The organism is Xanthomonas sp. DAR 80977, assembly GCF_041240605.1.
Taxonomy (GTDB): Bacteria; Pseudomonadota; Gammaproteobacteria; order Xanthomonadales; family Xanthomonadaceae; genus Xanthomonas_A; species Xanthomonas_A bundabergensis.
In genome coordinates, this window is the sequence record NZ_CP162487.1 from 5,376,867 (window position 1) to 5,391,936 (window position 15,070).

Here is a 15,070-nt window from a genome sequence, read left to right on the forward strand (position 1 = left end):
ACAGCAACTGCAAGCGGTTACATGATGCGCCGCAACATTGCGCAATGTGGCGGCACACTGTGCGATACGCCGCCATCGGGCTGACATCGTTGTCTCGACAGGTCCGATCGAGCCAGGAATTGTCCCGGCGCGACATCGGCCGCGCGTGCCGCGCCATCGCCCGACGGCGCCGCCCCGGGCGCACGGCTTGCCGGAATCGCGCGCGCCCAGCAAGATGCGGAACGTTTTGGGGAACGAGCCGAATTGAGTATGTCGCCGCCACGCCCGACCCGGCTCACGCCCTTGCATGTCGTTCCTGCGCTGCTGCTGGCCGCGCTGGCCCTCTCCGGGTGCAAGCGCAGCCCCGCCGAGCTGCCCGGCGCCGCCGCTGAACCGGCTGCGGCGGTGCGCGAACTGGCGCACACGCTGCAGCGCAACGATCTGGCCGGCTATGCCCGCGCCGCGGTCCCGCCCGACCACTACCGGCGCCTGCAGCAGGCCTGGAGCGAGGACCGCAGCCGCTGGCCGCTGACCCAGCTGCCGCTGGCCGAGCGCCTGCCCGAGATCCTCGACACGCTGTCCGCGCCGGACGCCGAGCGCCAGCTGCAACGGGCCTTCGACGCGCAGTTCGGCGGGCAGACCGCGAGCCTGCGCCAGGCCGCGCACTCGCTGGGCCTGTTCGGCGTGCAGTACCTGCGCAACCAGGGCGACTACACCCCGGAACAGCGCGGCCACTACGTGCAACTGGTGCAGGCGCTGAGCGGCTGGGCCGAACACGCGCCGCTGGCCGAGCGCAAGCGCGCGCAGGCGGCGATCGCGCAGCTCAGCGCCGCCGCGCGCCGCACCGGCCTGCGCAGCGACGCCGACCTGCGCGGCCTGGGCATGGAGCCGAGCCTGCAACGGCTCGGGCCGTTCCTGGGCGAGCTGAAGACGGTGCTGGCCGGCTACGGCCTGGACCTGGACGCCAGCGCGCGCGAACTGCGCACCGGCCTGGTCAGCCAGCAGGGCGACCAGGCCGTGGTCCGCATCCATTACCCGCTGGGCAGCGCGCAGATCGACACCACCGCGGTGCTGGTGCGCCGCCAGGGCCACTGGTACCTGCGCGATACCTTGCACGAGGTGGACACGCTGCTGGCCGCCGCCGCGGCGCCGCTCGCGGCTCCTGCCGCGGCTGCGGCGGCGCCCGCCGCCGACCCCGCACCGCCGGCTAAGCGATAATGACGCCGATGCCAGAACAAAACCCCCTTCCCTTCCCCGACGACGCCGCGGCTGCGCGCGCCTCGGATCCGGCGCCCGCGCCCGCCTCCCCGGCCAGCGGCGACGCCGCCGGCAACGTGCCGCCGGCGCAAGGCGCCGCGTCGCTGCCGGTGCCGTCGGTCGCCGCGCGCAACGCCAAGCGGCCGCTGTGGGCGCGCCTGCTCGGGCGCGTGGCCGATCCGTGGCTGGGCCTGAACATCGAGCCGGCCGAGCCTGGCCAGTACGACGACGGCCGCCCGGTGGTCTACGTGCTGGAGGACTACGGCCTGTCCAACGCGCTGATCCTGGACAAGGCCTGCCGCGAGGCCGGCCTGCCGTCGCCGCTGGTGCCGCTGCCCGGCGACCCGCTGGGGCGCAAGCGCGCCTACCTGGCGCTGTCGCGGCGCAGCAGCAACAACGCGCTGATCCCCGAGCAGCGCGGCGCCAAGACCCATTCCGATTCGCTGGCCAAGCTGCTGCAGGCGCACCGCGAGCGCCCGGACCTGGACATCCACCTGGTGCCGGTGTCGATCTTCGTCGGCCGCGCCCCGGACAAGCAGAGCGGCTGGTTCGCGGTGCTGTTCTCGGAAAACTGGGCGCTGGTCGGTAGCTTCCGCCGCCTGCTCGGCGTGCTGCTCAACGGCCGCAGCACCATCGTGCGCTTCGCCCCGCCGGTGTCGATGCGGCTGACGGTCGACGAAGGGTTGCCGCCGGAACGCACCGTGCGCAAGCTGCAGCGCGTGCTGCGCACCCATTTCCGGCGCATCCGCGAGGCGGTGATCGGGCCGGACCTGTCGACCCGGCGCCTGCTGGTGGACCAGGTGCTGGCCGCCGAGCCGGTGCGCGAGGCGATCGCCGCGCAGGCCAAGCGCGACAACAGCAAGCCGATGGACGCCTGGCGCAAGGCCCACGCCTATGCCTGGGAGATCGCCGCCGACTATTCCAGCCCGGTGGTGCGTTCGGCCAGCTTCCTGCTCACCCATGTGTGGAACCGCATCTACGCCGGCGTGCTGGTGCACCACCTGGACAAGCTGAAGGAGGCCGCGCCCGGGCACGAAGTGATCTACGTGCCCAGCCACCGCAGCCACATGGACTACCTGCTGCTGTCCTACCTGCTGTACGAGCGCGGCATCGTGCCGCCGCACATCGTGGCCGGCATCAACCTCAACCTGCCGGTGGTCGGCACCCTGCTGCGCAAGGGCGGCGCGTTCTTCATCCGCCGCTCGATCAAGGGCAACGCGCTGTATTCGGCGGTGCTCAGCGAATACGTGGCGCAGCTGGTGGCCGGCGGCTACTCGATCGAGTACTTCGTCGAAGGCGGCCGCTCGCGCACCGGCCGGCTGCTGCAGCCCAAGGGCGGCATGATCGCGATGACCCTGCGCGCGTTCCTGCGCCAGCCGCGCAAGCCGGTGCTGTTCCAGCCGATCTACGTCGGCTACGAGAAGCTGATGGAAGGCAACAGCTACCTCGACGAACTCAGCGGCCGGCCCAAGGAGAAGGAATCGATCTGGGGCCTGCTGTGGAGCATCCCCAAGGTGCTCAAGCAGAACTACGGCCAGGTGGTGGTGAACTTCGGCGAGCCGATCGCGCTGAGCCAGGTGCTGGCGCAGCGCGCGCCGGACTGGGACGGCCAGCCGCTGGGCGAGGACGAGAAGCCGACCTGGTTGAACGGCACCGTCGATGCGCTGGCGCAGCAGATCCAGGTGCACATCAATGCCGCCGCCGACGTCAATCCGGTCAACCTGCTGGCGCTGGCGCTGCTGTCCACGCCCAAGCACGCGATGGGCGAGGCCGACCTGATCGCGCAGATCGAGCTGTGCAAGAAACTGCTGGCCGAACTGCCGTACTCGGACCGGGTCACCGTCACCCCGCACTCGCCCGAGCGCATCATCGCCCACGCCGAGGAGATCAACGTGCTGACCCGCACGCCGCATCCGCTCGGCGACGTGCTCAGCGTCAACGGCGACAACGCGGTGCTGCTGAGCTACTTCCGCAACAACGTGCTGCACCTGTTCACCGCCTCCTCGTGGGTGGCGTGCTGCTTCCAGAACAACCGCCGCATGAGCCGCTCCGGGCTGCTGCGGCTGGGCCGCACCGTGTACCCGTTCCTGCAGGCCGAACTGTTCCTCCCGTGGAGCGAGGACCAGTTCGCCGAGCGCATCGAGCGCACCATCGAGGTGTTCGTGCGCGAAGGGCTGCTGCTGCAGGTCAACGACGACGACGGCGGCGTGCTCGCGCGCAACACCGGGCAGACCGACGAAGTGTTCCGCCTGCGCGCGATCGGGCATTCGCTGCAGCAGGCGTTCGAGCGCTACTACATCGCCATTTCGGTGCTGGTCAAGAACGGCCCCGGCAAGCTCGGCGCCGGCGAGCTGGAGAGCCTGTGCCAGCAGGCCGCGCAGCGCCTGAGCCTGCTGTACGCACCGGCCGCGCCGGAGTTCTTCGACAAGACCCTGTTCCGCGGCTTCATCCAGAAGCTGCGCGAACTGAAGCTGGTGTGGCCGGACGAGAACAGCAAGCTGGTGTTCGACGAGCGCCTGGATGCGTGGGCGAAAGACGCCAAGTTCATTCTTGGTCGCGAACTCCGCCACACCATCGAACGGGTCAGCCCGGAGGCGGCGAAGCCGGAAGAGCCTGTCGTGCCGCAGGATTGAAGCGGCGGCATTGGCGGGCGGCCTGGCGCCGCTTTCACGCGGCGATCGACCCATCGCGTGTGGGAGCGACTTCAGTCGCGACGGGCGCTACCTGGAAGGCCCGTCGCGACTGAAGTCGCTCCCACATGTGGCATCACCTGGGTTCAACAGCTCAACCGCCGAACAGGTCGCCGGTGATCGGTCCGGCAGGCACGACATCCGCCGGATACACCAGCTGCCCTTGCGCATCGGTGCGCGCGGCGGGGTTGAGGATGGCCGGCTCGCGGCGCTTGCCGTCGAGCAGGTGGATCACCGGATGGCCGTGGTGCAGCAGGTGATCGCAGACGATCTGCCGGTGGCACTGGCGCCAATCGGCCTCGGCGCACATCACCGCGCAGGCGCCGCCGCTGCCGAGCGCGCGCAACTGGACCAGCGCCGCGCCGAATTCGGTGCCCAGCGCGTAGTCGGCGTAGTTGTGGAAGCCGGCGCTGCGCCAGTGGCCGTTGCGTTGCGGATCGATGCCGGGCTGCCTGCCGCGGCGCCCGCCCAGCGCGCGAACATGGGTGTAGCCGATGCCGGCGGCGGCCAGGCTGCGCGCCAGCGCGGCGCCGTCGAACTGCGGGAAGCGCCGCGACGACGGGAACGCGCGCACGTCGGCCAGCTGCGCGATCCGCGCGCCGTGCAGGATGTCCAGGAATTCGTCCAGCGGCCGCGTGGAGTGGCCGACGCTGAAGAACGTCGCCGCGCTCACGCCGGTTCGTCGGGGATCAGCAGGTTTTCCAGGCGCATGATGCAGTCCTTGAGCTGCAGCTTGCGCTTCTTCAGCCGCTTGGCCTGCAGTTCGTCGTCGAGGTTGGCCGGGATGCGCTGGATCTGTTCGTCGAGCGCGCGGTGTTCGCGACGCAGGGCGTCCAGGCGCTGGGAGATCTCGGCGGGCGTCATGTCGTCCATTGCGTCCGAGCATACACAGCCAGCGTACCCGTCGTCACCGTGCGCGGCGCCTGCGCTCGGCGGTCGCGCTTGCCGGCGCAATGCACGCGCCAGGAACCGGCACGGCGCCGGGTCCGGGCAGCGGCGCCAACCGCGGCGGTCGAGCCGCCCTAGAGAGGTCTTCCATGCGCCTACCCCAGTTCCTGCCCGCCTCGTCCTGGCCACCACCACCCCGGCCTGGTCGCGGCGCCGGAACCAGACACGACCGCTTCCGAACCGCCCCTGCGCGACCTCACTCGCCGTAGGGATGGACCAGCGCGATGCGCCCCTGCGCGTCGTGCTGCAGCTCGGTGAGCTTGATCGAGCGCAGATGGGTGACGCCGCCGGACAGCATCGCGTCGTGGTAGAACAGGTACCAGGTGCCCTGGAACTCGCAGATCGAGTGGTGCGTGGTCCAGCCGACCACCGGGCTCAGCAGCGGCCCCTGGTAGGTGAACGGGCCGTAGGGCGAGTCGCCGATCGCGTAGCACAGCAGATGGGTGTCGCCGGTGGAGTACGACAGGTAGTAGCGCCCGCCGTACTTGTGCAGCCACGGCGCTTCGAAGAAGCGGCGCGCATGGTCGCCGGCCAGCAGCGGCTGGCCGTGTTCGTCGAGGATGCGCACCTCCCGCGGCGGTTCGGCGAACTGGGTCATGTCCGCGCGCAGCCGCGCCACGCGCGGGCCCAGCGCCGGCTCGGCGTCGCCCGGTTCCTCGTGCGCCTGCGCGTAGACGTTGTCGCGGTACTTCTGCAACTGCCCGCCCCAGATCCCGCCGAAATATAGGTAGTGTTCGCCGTCGTCGTCGGCGAACGCCGCCGGATCGATCGAATAGCTGCCGTCCATGGCCTGCGGCTCGGCGGTGAACGGCCCTTCCGGGCGCGTGCCGATGGCCACGCCGATCTGGAAGATGCCGTCGGCGCGCTTGGCCGGGAAGTACAGGTAATAGCGGCCGTCCTTGCACGCCGCGTCCGGCGCCCACATCTGCCGCTGCGCCCACGGCACGTCCTTCACGTGCAGCGCCACGCCGCAGTCCTGCGCCGGGCCGTCGGCGCTGTCCATGCGGAACACGTGGTAGTCCTCCATGTCGAAATGGCCACCGTCGTCGTTGAAGGCGATGCCGGCGTCGATGTCGTGCGAGGGATAGATGTACAGCACGCCCTCGAACACGTGCGCCGAGGGATCGGCGGTGTACATGTGGGTCACCAGGGGCTGCGAGATGGCCTTGCTGGCCAGCGTCTGCAGGTCTGCGGCATCGGTATCGGCGGACATTGCGTACCTAGAGCGTGGGGGGAAAAACGTCAGCCGCCGAGCGCGGCGGCCTGCAGGCGGCGCGCATCCAGCTCGCGCTCGATGCGCGATTCCAGCGGCTTGTCGATCTCGTACAGGAACAGCAGCGCCACCCCGAGCAGGAACGGGATCGCGCAGTACACGCTGACCGCCAGGCGGATGCCGCCGGTCACCGCGGCGCTCTGCTGCGGCAGCGCGGCGTCGTAGCCGTAGAAGGCGAGCAGGCCGGCGACCAGCGCGCCGCCGACGCTCAGGCCGACCTTCAGCCCGCACAGCATCGCCGAGAAGATGATCGCCGTGGCGCGGCGGTGGTTCTTCCATTCCGAGTAGTCGGCGACGTCGGCGATCATCGCCCACAGCAGCGGGATGGTGATGCCGTAGAAGAAGCCGTGCAGCACGTAGGAGCCGAACACCAGGCCGATCGCCTGCGGCGGATAGACCGCGAACGCCAGCAGGAACAGCGTGGACACCAGCAGCGCCGCGCCGAACACGTTGCGCTTGCCGTAGCGGTCGGCCAGGCGCTTGGAGCAGCCGATGCCGACGATCATCGCCAGGATGCCGCCGGCGCTGAACACGCTGAAGGCCGAGGTCGGCGCATCCTGCGGCCAGTGCAGCGCGGCCAGCCCGGCGCTGGCGAGCAGCCCGTTGATGCCGGCGATGAAGCCGTTGAACCCGGCCTGGTCGAGGAAGCCGGCCAGCGCCTGCGCATCCAGGTAGTACTTGAAGTAGTACACGTACATGCCGCCCTTCATCGCCAGGTTGACGAACACCAGGATGGTCAGGGCCAGCATCACCAGCCACGGCTTGTTGCGCACCAGGTCGCCCAGGTCCTTGCGCACGCTGGACGGTTCGGCGGCGATCGGCAGCACCCGCTCGCGGGTGGTGAGGAAGGTGATCAGGAAGCACAGCGTGCCGACCACCGCGAACAGCGCCATGGTGCGCTGGAAGCCCTGCGCCTTGTCGCCGTTGCCGAGGATCAGCACCAGCGGCAGCAGCAGCACCTGGATCACGAACTGGGCGATGGTGACCGCGAAGAAGCGGTACGCCGACAGGCTGTTGCGCTGCTCCATGCTGCCGGTGAGCACGCCGCTGAGCGCCGAATACGGCAGGTTGTTGGCGACGTAGATCAACACCAGCAGGGTGTAGGTGGCGAACGCGTAGATCACCTTGCCCTGCTCGCCCAACGCCGGGGTGCTGAAGGCGAGCAGCGAGATCGCGCCGAACGGCAGCGCGGTCCACAGGATCCACGGCCGGAACTTGCCCCAGCGCGTGCGCGTGCGGTCGGCGAGCACGCCCACCAGCGGGGTGAACACCAGCGCGCCGAACAGGCCGACCACCGAGATCAGCGTGGCCGCGGTGCCGGCCGGAATGCGGTAGATGTCGGTGTAGAAGAACGCCAGGAACGTGATCAGGGTCTGGAAGATCAGGTTGGCGGCCAGGTCGCCCAGGCTGTAGCCGATCTTTTCGCTGAGCGGGAGGCGGTGCGTGCTGGTCATGGGCCTGGGAGTCGCGGGAGGAACGTGCTGCCCTCTGCGCCGGGAGAGGGGCCGGAGGAAGAGGGTACGGCGAAGGCGGAACGGGTGCCGGTGAGGGCGCGCCTGCGTGCCGGACGCGGTGGCCCCGCATGGCGGGAGCCTCGCATCCGGCAGGCAGGATCAGAACGAGCCGCGGATGCCGAGCATGATGGTGCGTCCAGGCTTGTACAGGTCGTAGGTGGCGTTGGGATACTGGAAGGTGGTGCGCAGCGGTTCGTCGGTGAGGTTGGTGACGTTGAGGGTGATCTGCGGCGCCGACCGGATCCACGCCAGCGTGTAGCTGGCCGACAGGTCCAGCTGGCCGCGCGCATCGGCCATCAGCCGCGCGTCGGGGATGCCGTTCTGGTTGGCGCCGGAGATGATCATGTCGTCGTTCCAGGCGTAGGACAGGCGCACCGAGGCATTGTTCTTCTCCCAGTACACGGTGCCGTTCCACAGGTTCGGCGCCACGCCCACCGCCACCGCCTGGATGCCGTCGCCCTCGGACTCCTGCTTGACGTGGGTGTAGTTGAGGCTGAAGCCCAGGCCGTCGAGCAGGCGGTCCAGCGGCTGCACCCAGATCGCTTCCAGGCCGCGGATGTTGAGCGTGCCGTCGGCGTTGACCTGGGTCTGCACGTCCACGGTGGCCGCGTTCGGCCCGCCGCGCTGGTCGATCGCGGCCTGCTGGGTCGCGGTCAGGTCGCTGTAGGGCACGCCCAGGTCGAGGAACGGGATGCGGCGTACGCCGTTGACGGTGAAGCCGTCGATGCGCTTGTCGAACAGGGTCAGGCCGACGAAGCCTTCGCCGCCGGTGTACCACTCGCCGCCGATGTCCACGTTGGTGGAGCGGTACGGCGCCAGGTTGGAATTGCCCTGGGTGGCGGTCTGCGCTGACGGGTCGCTGAAGTTGGTGTTGGGCAGCATCGCGCTGGGATCGGGACGGGTCAGCGTGCGCGAGCCGGACAGGCGCAGCACCACGCTGTCGGCCACGTCCCAGGCCACGTTGAACGAGGGCAGCAGTTCGTTGTAGTCCGAGTTCAGCACCTGGTAGCGGCGCACCCCGCCGATGGTGACCGGGCCGCTGATGGTCTGGTCGGTGGTCACGTAGCGCACGCCCGCGTTGAAGCGCATCGACCGGTTCCACACGTCGGTCTCGCCGTTGGCCTCGACGTAGAAGCCCCAGTTCTTCTCCAGGATGCCGCCGGTGGAGGCGCCGGTGTTGGCGGCGTTGGTCTCCGGCGCGCTGTCGCTCAGGCCGTAGTAGCCGCTGTCGCGCAGGAAGCGGTCGAAGTCCACGGTGATGAAGCCGCCGGGGCCGGGCTTGAGATACGACGCCAGCGCCGACTGCGGGATCAGCGAACCGGCGCCGCCGGTGCAGGTGGTGCCGCCGCCGCGGCACACCAGGGTTTCCCACGCGGCGCTGTTGTCGAAGCCGCGGATGTGCCGCTCGGCCTGGTCGTAGGCGACGCCGACCTTGACGTTGCGCTTGTCCTCGCCGAACTGCAGGTCGGCGCGCGCGCCGCGGGTCTCGGTCTGGCGCTTCTCGTTGCTGATGTTGAGGCGGCCGCCGGTCCAGCTCCAGCCCAGGTTCGGATCGTTGAGGTCCAGCGGGCTGTCGATCGAGGGCTGGTCGCCGCCGCTGTTGCTGTAATCGACGGTGGTGAACGGCGAGGTCACCAGGATGCTCGGCGACTGCCGGTACAGCCAGCTGCGCGTGGCATTGGCCTGCACGTTGAGCTTGATGTCCTGGTTCGCGCCGAACAGCAGCTCGGCGCCGGGATTGACGCTCCAGAACTTGACCTGTTCGCGGTACGGCCGCGCTTCCAGGAAGTACTGCGCGTTGGTGAAGGTGGCATCGGTGACGACGTTGTTGTCGTCCAGCTGCATGTCCAAGGGGATCATGTTGCCGTTGCGCCCGATCAGATTCATGCTGGTGCGTTCGGTGGTGCGCTTGGCCTTGGAGAACAGCGTATCCAGGTAGAAGTGCGCGCTGTCGCTGGGGCGCCATTCCAGCGACATCACCGACGCGTCGCGGTCGCGGTCGCCCTGCATCTGCACGCGGCGGCCCAGGCGCGGGATCAGCGCGTCGCTGATCTGCTCGATGCTCAGGCCGGGGTTGTGCGCCAGCAGCCAGGCGGCGTCGATGCGCTGCCCGGGGGTGAGCCCGGCGCCGGCGGTGACCGGCACGCTGTCGGGGATGCGCCAGTTGCCGCCGCCGTTGGCGTTGCACGCGGCCGGCTGGTTGGTCGACGGGGTGCCCGCCGGCGGGGTCAGCCCGCACTGCGCGTAGGTCAGGCCCGGATTGGTCCAGCCCACGCTCTCGAAGCCTTCCACGCCGAGCTTGCTGCGCACCGAGGCCAAGCCGAACAGCGCGCCGAAGGTGCCGGCTTCATTGGTCCAGCTGCCCATCAGCGCGCCGCGCGGCGTGGTCTTCTCGCTGGTGCTGTTCCAGTCGCCCTGCAGCTGGTAGGTCAGGTGCGTGCCGGGACGATCGAACGGACGCGCGCTGCGCATGTCGACCACGCCGGACACGCCGCCTTCGAGCATGCTCGCGGTCGGGGTCTTGCTCACCGTCAGCTGGGTGAAGAACTCGGTCGGGAACAGGTTGAGGTCGACCTCGCGGTTTTGGTTCTGCGCGTTGAGGCCGATCGAGGCGGTGGCGATGCTGGCGCCGTTGAGCGTGGTCTTGGTGAAGCTGGTGCCCAGGCCGCGGATGGCGATGTTCAGTCCTTCGCCATTGACGTCGCGCGAGAGCTGCACGCCGGGAATGCGGTTGAGCGACTCGGCGATGTTCATGTCCGGGAACTTGCCGATGTCCTCGGCGAACACGGTGTCGCTGAAGGTCACCGAATCGCGCTTGGCGTCGGTGGAGAACTGGATGCTGCGGCGGTAGCCGGAGACGGTCACCGTATCCAGCTGCTTCACCGCATCGTCGCCGGCTGGCGCGGGGGTGGGGGCGGCCTGCGGCGGGGGCGGCTCTGCCGGTGGCGCGGTCTGCGCCCAGGCGCTGCCCGCGGCCATGCCGAGCAATGCGGTGGCCAATGCATGAGACAACGTGGTGCGCGCGTAACTGTTCTTCACCGTGATTCTCCCCAAAAGACAGGCGACCTGCGGCTCTGCGATGCCACGCGGAGCGGTCGGCCAACGAATTGCCCGAGCGACGGAAAAACGTGCAGCGACTTCGACGCCCGTGTCATGGGCCGTGGCCGCGGATGGTAGCGCTACCAAGATGGCTGTCACGCTGCACGGCAACATAACGCCGGCATGCATCGATACATTGCGGAAAACGTGCGCCGGGGTACGGCGGATGCGCGGCGCATGTCGCGTGCCGGCATCGCGTTTCGTGCTGCTGTGCACGATGGATCGCCCGCGGCGGCGTGCTAATGATAGCGCTACCAAACGGCGGCGACCGCCGCGGCCTGTGGGGATCGAAGCGTATGCACCGAACCGGGAACAGCGCAGATTGCGTGCTGCATCGCAATATCCGACAGCCGCACCTGCACGGCGCCGCAGGCCGGCGCCGACCGCCGCAATGGCGGACGCATACCGCTGCCGCAACGCCGGTGCCGCGCGCATGATTCCGTCGCCGGACGCCGCAAGCACCGACAGCGCGGACAGCGGCACGCGCCTGGGCCGCATGCGCTGGCGCATCTGCGCGCTGCTGCTGGCCGCCACCACCATCAACTACATCGACCGCCAGGTGCTCGGCGTGCTGGCGCCGTTCCTGCAGGTGCAGATCGGCTGGAACGAGATCGAATACGGCTACATCGTCACCGCCTTCCAGGCCGCCTACGCGCTGGGCCTGCTGTGCAGCGGCGCGGTGATCGACCGCTTCGGCACGCGCGCCGGCTATGCGCTGGCGATCGGCGTCTGGAGCCTGGCCGCGATGAGCCACGCACTGGCGAGCAGCGTGGTCGGCTTCGCGATCGCGCGCTTCTTCCTCGGCCTGGGCGAGTCGGGCAACTTCCCGGCGGCGATCAAGACCGTGGCCGAATGGTTCCCGCGGCGCGAGCGCGCGCTGGCCACCGGCATCTTCAATTCCGGCTCCAACATCGGCGCCATCGTCGCGCCGCTGCTGGTGCCGCTGATCGCCAGCGCCTGGGGCTGGCAGTCGGCGTTCCTGTTCACCGGCGCGCTCAGCGCCACCTGGCTGCTGGTGTGGTGGCTGAACTACCGCGCGCCCGAACAGCAGCCGCGGTTGAGCGCGGCGGAGCTGGCGCACATCCGCAGCGATCCGCCCGAACCGGCGCAGCGCCTGAGCTGGGCGCAGGTGCTGCGCCACCGCCAGGCCTGGGCGTTCGTGGCGGCGAAGTTCGTCACCGATCCGATCTGGTGGTTCTTCCTGTTCTGGCTGCCCAAGTTCCTGCATGCCGAGTACGGGCTGAGCCTGCTGCAGCTCGGCGCGCCGCTGATCGTGATCTTCGTGCTCGCCGACGTCGGCAGCATCGCCGGCGGCTGGATGGCCGGGCGCTTCATCGCGCGCGGCTGGAGCGTCAACCGCGCGCGCAAGACCGCGATGCTGATCTGCGCGCTGTCGGTGGTGCCGATCGTGTTCGCCGCGCGCGCCGACAACCTGTGGCTGGCGGTGGGCCTGATCGGGCTGGCCACCGCCGCGCACCAGGGCTGGTCGGCGAACCTGTTCACCCTGACCTCGGACATGTTCCCGCGCCACGCGGTGGCCACCGTGGTCGGCATCGGCGGCTTCGCCGGCGCGGTCGGCGGCATGCTGATCGCCACCTTCATCGGCTTCCTGCTCGAGGCTACCGGCAGTTACGTGCCGGTGTTCCTGATGGCCGGCTCGGCCTACCTGCTGGCGCTGGCGCTGGTGCAATGGCTGGCGCCGCGGCTGCAGCCGGCGCGGCTGCAGGAGGATGCGCGATGATGGCGCCGCGCGCGCAGCCGCGGCCGGTGGTCCCGGTGCCATGCCTGCGCACGGCCACACGGATCGGAGGGACCGCAATGAAGACAGCACAGCTGGTCTCGCTCGCGCTGCTGCTGACGCTGGCCGCGGCCACGCCTGCCGCGCCGCTGGCCGCCGGCAAGCAGAAGTTCCTCGGCAACGCCTACGGCCCGCAGCAGGCGCAGGATTTCCTGCGCGACTGGAACAAGCTCACGCCCGAGAACGCCGGCAAGTGGGGCAGCGTGGAGGCGGTGCGCGACCGCATGGACTGGAGCGCGCTGGACCAGGCCTACCGCGTGGCCAAGGACAACCGCCTGCCGTTCCAGATGCACGTGCTGATATGGGGCAACCAGCAGCCGGAATGGATCAAGACGCTGCCGCCGGCCGCGCAACGTGCCGAGATCGAGCAATGGTTCGCCGCAGTGGCGCAGCGCTATCCGGACATCGATCTGCTGGAAGTGGTCAACGAACCGCTCAACGATCCGCCCAGCAAGGACGACAGCGGTGGCGGCAACTATCTGCAGGCGCTGGGCGGCGACGGCGCCAGCGGCTGGGAGTGGGTGCTGCAATCGTTCCGCCTGGCGCGCCGGCAGTTTCCGCATGCCAGGCTGATGATCAACGACTACAACATCACCAACAATGCCGACAACACGCGCCGCTACCTGCAGATCGTCCAGCTGCTGCAGCGCGAGCGGTTGATCGATGCGATCGGCGTGCAGGAACATGCGTTCGAGACCAGGCCCGACGTGCCGATGGCCGTGCACCGCGCCAACCTCGATACGCTGGCCGCGACCGGCCTGCCGATCTACGTCACCGAATTCGACCTGGACGGGCTCAGCGACGCGCAGCAGCTGGCCGACTACCAGCGCGTGTTCCCGCTGTTCTGGGAGCACCCCGCGGTACGCGGCGTGACCCTGTGGGGCGTCCGCCGCGGCCTGTGGCGCGACAAGGAAGGCGCCTACCTGATCCGCGACGACGGCAGCGAGCGTCCGGCACTGGCCTGGCTGCGCGGCTACGTGGCCGGCAAGCCGTAACCCATCCGCCTGTATCGACCATCACTCCCTACCCGCACCCCGATCATGACCCAGCCCTCCCCCGCCCTGTCCCTGCATCCCGACCGCCTGCTGCCGCCGGAACCGGGCACGCGCGCGATCGCGCGCCGCCTGTACGCGCAGGTCGCCGCGCTGCCCATCGTCAGCCCGCACGGGCATACCGACCCGGCCTGGTTCGCCACGGATGCGCCGTTCGCCAACGCCACCGAACTGTTGCTGGTGCCCGACCACTACGTGTTCCGCATGCTCTACAGCCAGGGCGTGGACCTGGACGCGCTCGGCATCCCGCGCGCCGACGGCAGCCGCGCCGCGGTGGACCCGCGTGCGGCCTGGCGCGTGTTCGCCGAGCGCTTCCAGCTGCTGCGCGGCACGCCGTCGGCGCTGTGGCTGAATCACGTCTTCCACGAGGTGTTCGGCCTGCGCGTGCGCCTGGACGCGGCCAGCGCCGACCTGTACTACGACCGCATCGGCGAGGCGCTGCAGACCCCGGCGTTCCGGCCGCGCGCGCTGTTCGACCGCTTCGGCATCGAGGTGATCGCCACCACCGAATCGCCGCTGGATCCGCTGCAGCACCACGCCACGATCCGCGCCAGCGGCTGGGGTGGGCGGGTGCTCACCGCCTACCGTCCCGACGCGGTGATCGACCCGGAACACGAGCAGTTCCCCGACGCGCTGCGCCGCTTCGGCGAGCTGACCGGCGAGGACGTGTACGCCTGGGACGGTTACCTGCGCGCGCACCGCCAGCGGCGCGCGTTCTTCGCGCAGATGGGCGCCACCTCCACCGACCACGGCCACCCCAGCGCGGCCACCGCCGACCTGCCCGCGGCCGAGGCGGCGCGGCTGTTCGCGCGCGTGCGCGGCGGCGGCGCCAGCGCCGCGGACGCGGAACTGTTCCGCGCGCAGATGCTGACCGAGATGGCGGCGATGAGCGTGGACGACGGCCTGGTGATGCAGCTGCATCCGGGCTGCTTCCGCAACCACAACCGCGTGCTGTTCGCGCGCTACGGCCGCGACAAGGGCGCCGACCTGCCGCTGCGCACCGACTACGTGCACGCGCTCAAGCCGCTGCTGGACCGCTTCGGCAACACGCCCGGCTTCACCCTGATCCTGTTCACCCTGGACGAGAGCACCTACGCGCGCGAGTTGGCGCCGCTGGCCGGGCACTATCCGGCGCTGCTGCTCGGCCCGGCGTGGTGGTTCCACGATGCGCCCGAAGGCATGTGGCGTTTCCGCGAGCAGACCCTGAGCAGCGCCGGCTTCTACAACACGGTCGGCTTCAACGACGACACCCGCGCGTTCCTGTCGATCCCGGCGCGGCACGACGTGGCCCGCCGCGTCGATTGCGCGTTCCTGGCCAAGCTGGTGGCCGAACACCGCCTCGACGAGGACGAGGCGGCGGAAGTCGCGCGCGACCTGGCCTATCGGTTGCCGAAGCAGGCCTACCGGCTGTGACGACGGGTGCGATCTGCGCTGCTCCCGCGCCCGCGTGCGGACGTGCG

At 69.8% G+C, this 15,070-nt stretch carries 10 protein-coding genes; 5 read left to right on the forward strand and 5 right to left on the reverse strand.

Going from position 1 to position 15,070, the window contains the following annotated elements:
* Positions 1 to 249 precede the first annotated feature (249 nt).
* Positions 250 to 1,197 (forward strand): hypothetical protein, encoded by a 948-nt coding sequence (locus tag AB3X10_RS22830; RefSeq protein ID WP_369977812.1) that lies wholly within the window; start codon positions 250 to 252, stop codon positions 1,195 to 1,197.
* Complete coding sequence (gene plsB / locus AB3X10_RS22835; RefSeq protein ID WP_369977814.1) at positions 1,197 to 3,869, forward strand: glycerol-3-phosphate 1-O-acyltransferase PlsB; 2,673 nt, start codon at positions 1,197 to 1,199, stop codon at positions 3,867 to 3,869. The genes AB3X10_RS22830 and plsB overlap by 1 nt, the downstream gene beginning before the upstream one ends.
* 151 nt (positions 3,870 to 4,020) lie before the next feature.
* Here the strand turns inward: plsB and AB3X10_RS22840 are convergent, their stop codons facing one another.
* From AB3X10_RS22840 to AB3X10_RS22860, 5 genes are all read right to left on the reverse strand, one after another.
* Complete coding sequence (locus AB3X10_RS22840) at positions 4,021 to 4,599, reverse strand: DUF488 family protein (protein WP_369977816.1); 579 nt, start codon at positions 4,597 to 4,599, stop codon at positions 4,021 to 4,023.
* Positions 4,596 to 4,799 (reverse strand): YdcH family protein, encoded by a 204-nt coding sequence (locus AB3X10_RS22845; RefSeq protein ID WP_369977817.1) that lies wholly within the window; start codon positions 4,797 to 4,799, stop codon positions 4,596 to 4,598. Before AB3X10_RS22845 ends, AB3X10_RS22840 begins: the two co-directional genes overlap by 4 nt.
* A 271-nt stretch (positions 4,800 to 5,070) precedes the next feature.
* A complete protein-coding gene (locus AB3X10_RS22850) occupies positions 5,071 to 6,087 on the reverse strand; it encodes a glycoside hydrolase family 43 protein (protein WP_369977819.1) in 1,017 nt (338 codons plus the stop codon).
* A gap of 29 nt (positions 6,088 to 6,116) precedes the next feature.
* The gene (locus AB3X10_RS22855) at positions 6,117 to 7,601 is read right to left on the reverse strand and encodes an MFS transporter (protein WP_369977820.1); all 1,485 of its coding nucleotides are present in this window, start codon (positions 7,599 to 7,601) and stop codon (positions 6,117 to 6,119) included.
* 159 nt (positions 7,602 to 7,760) lie between these two features.
* Positions 7,761 to 10,640, reverse strand: a complete 2,880-nt coding sequence (locus AB3X10_RS22860; protein ID WP_369981972.1) for a TonB-dependent receptor — start codon at positions 10,638 to 10,640, stop codon at positions 7,761 to 7,763.
* 553 nt (positions 10,641 to 11,193) lie between these two features.
* Here AB3X10_RS22860 and AB3X10_RS22865 point away from each other — a divergent pair.
* From AB3X10_RS22865 to uxaC, 3 genes are all read left to right on the forward strand, one after another.
* On the forward strand, positions 11,194 to 12,501 hold the full coding sequence (locus AB3X10_RS22865; RefSeq protein ID WP_369977821.1) for an MFS transporter: 1,308 nt from the start codon (positions 11,194 to 11,196) through the stop codon (positions 12,499 to 12,501).
* A gap of 77 nt (positions 12,502 to 12,578) precedes the next feature.
* Positions 12,579 to 13,553 (forward strand): endo-1,4-beta-xylanase, encoded by a 975-nt coding sequence (locus AB3X10_RS22870; RefSeq protein WP_369977823.1) that lies wholly within the window; start codon positions 12,579 to 12,581, stop codon positions 13,551 to 13,553.
* Between the two features lie 45 nt (positions 13,554 to 13,598).
* Positions 13,599 to 15,023, forward strand: a complete 1,425-nt coding sequence (uxaC, locus tag AB3X10_RS22875) for a glucuronate isomerase (protein ID WP_369977824.1) — start codon at positions 13,599 to 13,601, stop codon at positions 15,021 to 15,023.
* Positions 15,024 to 15,070: the final 47 nt, after the last annotated feature.